The sequence below is a fragment of the Paraglaciecola sp. genome, assembly GCF_030730205.1.
GTDB lineage: Bacteria > Pseudomonadota > Gammaproteobacteria > Enterobacterales > Alteromonadaceae > Paraglaciecola.
In genome coordinates this window covers 1-3103 of the sequence record NZ_JANQVQ010000163.1, presented here as the reverse complement: position 1 = coordinate 3103, position 3103 = coordinate 1, and the positions used below count along the sequence as shown (strand labels likewise).

Here is a 3103-nt window from a genome sequence, read left to right as displayed (position 1 = left end):
ATTCCCATTGATTATTTGATAAAACTGGCGTTACGCAAAGGAACAGCGTTATAATATTGGCAATTAGTTTTAAAAACCGTGTGTCAGAAACGTTTACATACGGCAAATAGTTAGAATATTTTATTTATTAAAATCAAAGGCTTACTTGTTGGCGTTATTCTTGCTTTGCTAAGTAATTATTACGCGGCATTCAGCGATTATTCAAAGGTTTATGGAAAATATGAAAATTGACGATAATCAAAAGGCACCTGTGCAAAAAAGTTCTTTGGCTCGACGCAAATTTTTGGTGAAAGGGTCGGTTGCCGCTTTGGCTTCTACGTTGCCTTTAAAAGCCTCTTGGGCAACAGGGAATGGGTGTTCTGTTTCAGGTAATTTGTCAGGAAACCAGTCGACCATTTGTAACACAACTGTGACGGGGAGAAGCCCTGAACAATGGAAGGCCTTAAAAAATATCAGCCCAACTAAAGAGCAATTGCAAAGTAAGTGGAGCGAAATCTTTCTTCAATCAACAGTGGAGAGTTATAGAACAAGCAGTGGCTCATTGATTGTTGATCCAACCTTAAAAAATATTTTAGTAAAGGCCCCGAACTCGATTGATGCACATCTTGTTGCTGGTTATTTGAATGCTTTATATGGGTTTTATCCTTTGAATTCTGATACTAATGCAATTCTATATGCTCAAGATTTAGAACGTGAAGCAAGTTTAAACCAGATGGCTTTGATTAATGCCTTAGAAAATACTTACGTTGGGTTTTAAAGTTAATCGAACAATTATTTATGTTTAATTTAGCGGCTGATGTCGTTTTGTATCAGCCTAGTGATAGTTCCGGTTTACTGATTTACGTGCCTTTTACGGGGCAAACAGTTAGGTTAGATTTTATATTTGCTGATTTTATCACATCTGGTTCCCATACAAATTTATCGTTTAGTTCATTTTGTCTTTACTACCCCGATACTCCAAATCATAAGTTAGAACAAGTTTGGACTGTATTAATTAACGAATTTATTTTAGTGCAGGGTGGTAAGGGTTGAAGGTTGCAGACTTGGAGTGGGGAGAAGCCAAACAGATACTTGATAGTAGTGGTCTTGTCGTTGATCTGGGTGTAGCTGCTTTTCGCGTTCAATCTTCAATTGTTAATGTTCAAGAAACATTCCTAAAGTTGTACTCATCTTATGAGTTGCTTGATGACTCAAGAGGGGCTGATTTTCAAGTAGCTGTAAAACGTCCACTGTCTGTGAGACGTTGGCTTAAACCTCAAGTTTCATTTTTTCAGGACAACATTACTCCTTTTCTCCCATTGCCCTTTTCTCAATCTTATCCACTGTTAGAGTGGGGTATGAATTGGTGCATGGCCTCATATATGCACGAGCATTTATTGATTCATGGTGCAGTGCTCGAGCGTAATGGCGAGGCTTTCATTTTCCCTGCTCCTCCAGGGTCGGGAAAAAGTACACTATGCGCCTTTTTAGCATTCAGTGGTTGGCGAATTTTGTCTGACGAGATGACCGTTTTAAATCTTAGTACTGGTGAAGTTCATCCATTCGTAAGGCCAATTTGTTTAAAAAATAACTCTATTAATTTATTCCGTTCCTGGTTTCCTGAAGCGTTTATATCACCAATTGCAAAAGATACTGCTAAAGGTGATGTGGCTCATATAAGACCCCCTGTTGACAGCATTAATCGAATCAGAGAATCAGTTAAAGTTCGTGCAGTGATACTACCTAAATATTCTCCTGATATTCCCTTAGACATTTACAGCCTTTCAAAGTGTGATGCATTGCAATCGCTATCTGGCAATGCATTCAACGAAGGTGTTTTAGGCTTGGAAGGATTTAAGGCATTAGTAAGACTTGTTGAAAGCGTCGATACTGTAGAAATACATTATAACGATTTACAAGAGGTGAGCGCGTTTCTTCTAGAGGGTATCTTTACCCCATGATCTCTCATTATACATCTTGTTTGATTTCGTTACTTAAGGGGCATATCCCCAAAGGGCTAAATGAACGAGATTGGGAATGTTTAATCCGAATTGCTAGACGCGCATCAATTTTGCCCAGATTAGCCTCTCAAATTGTTGGACAGAACTATCCATGTTTCGTTGAGAAGCACCTAAACAGTGCTATTAAGCAGGCTTGTTTACAAAAACAGCAGGTACGTTATGAGGCAATTCAATTAGTTAAGCTTTTAGAAACGGTTAGCGATTCACATCTTCTATTTTTAAAAGGTGCGGCTTATTGTTTAGGCGATTACCAGGTAGGTATTGGTCGAATTTTCTCTGATATCGACTTGCTTGTTGCTAAAAATGATCTTTCAAAAATTGAAACAAAATTATTGGTATATGGTTGGTTTCCTGAAAGTAGTGACGAATATGACCAGAAGTATTACAGAGAATGGGCTCATGAAATTCCTCCCATCAGGCATGCGCAGAGAGGGACCTTACTGGATGTTCATCATAATCTGGTACCTATTATTAGTGGTAGAGCACCTAATATCGCTTTATTCACAGAGGATTTAATTTATTTAGAAAACGGTATCAAAGTGTTATCAGTTCATGCTATGACCTTACATAGCGCTATACATTTGTTTTTTCAAGAAGAATATCATCATGCATTTCGAGATATTTGTGACTTGCACTGCATGTTCTCAGAATTCGGTAAAACACCAACATTTTGGGAAGATATACAAACCCTTGCCCTTAAAAGTGGTTTCTCTCTCGAACTGGCTTTAGCTTGCAGGTATAGCGAAGCTATTTTTAATACTCCTATTCCCGCCGACGTGTTACGAAATTCAAAAGAGTACCTACCTAATAAGCCATTTTTATTAATATATGATTGGTTATATCTTAAAGTACTTCAACCTCATCATCCTTTGGCTCAAGTAAGATTTCTGGGTTTAGCCAATTTCCTTGCCTTGTTGAGAGGACACTTTATTAAAATGCCTCTCCATATTTTGCTATTACATAGTTTTACTAAGATTTATCGCAATATTACTACTTTTCTTTTTGGAGAGGGTTTAACGAAGAAATCTTAAGTTGAAAATTTTTATTCTTCATCTCTCTTCGCTTGGCATGCAGCACCGGCTCTGTGTAACCATTAGGCTGTT

4 protein-coding genes are annotated in these 3103 nt (G+C 37.8%); all 4 read left to right on the top strand.

Features of this window, described 5'->3' with window-relative positions; genetic code table 11:
• Nucleotides 1-220 precede the first annotated feature (220 nt).
• Genes NWQ57_RS10990 through NWQ57_RS10975 form a run of 4 tightly spaced genes read left to right on the top strand, consistent with a single transcriptional unit; the run spans nt 221 to nt 3031 of the window.
• Nucleotides 221-757, top strand: a complete 537-nt coding sequence (locus NWQ57_RS10990; protein WP_306022195.1) for a hypothetical protein — start codon at nt 221-223, stop codon at nt 755-757.
• Nucleotides 758-777: 20 nt separating this feature from the next.
• The gene (locus NWQ57_RS10985) at nt 778-1032 is read left to right on the top strand and encodes a hypothetical protein (RefSeq protein ID WP_306022194.1); all 255 of its coding nucleotides are present in this window, start codon (nt 778-780) and stop codon (nt 1030-1032) included.
• A gap of 11 nt (nt 1033-1043) precedes the next feature.
• Nucleotides 1044-1940: an HprK-related kinase A gene (locus NWQ57_RS10980; protein WP_306022193.1), complete on the top strand. Its 897-nt coding sequence runs from the start codon at nt 1044-1046 to the stop codon at nt 1938-1940.
• Nucleotides 1937-3031, top strand: coding sequence for a nucleotidyltransferase family protein (locus tag NWQ57_RS10975; RefSeq protein ID WP_306022192.1), 1095 nt, complete (start codon nt 1937-1939; stop codon nt 3029-3031). Before NWQ57_RS10980 ends, NWQ57_RS10975 begins: the two co-directional genes overlap by 4 nt.
• Nucleotides 3032-3103: the final 72 nt, after the last annotated feature.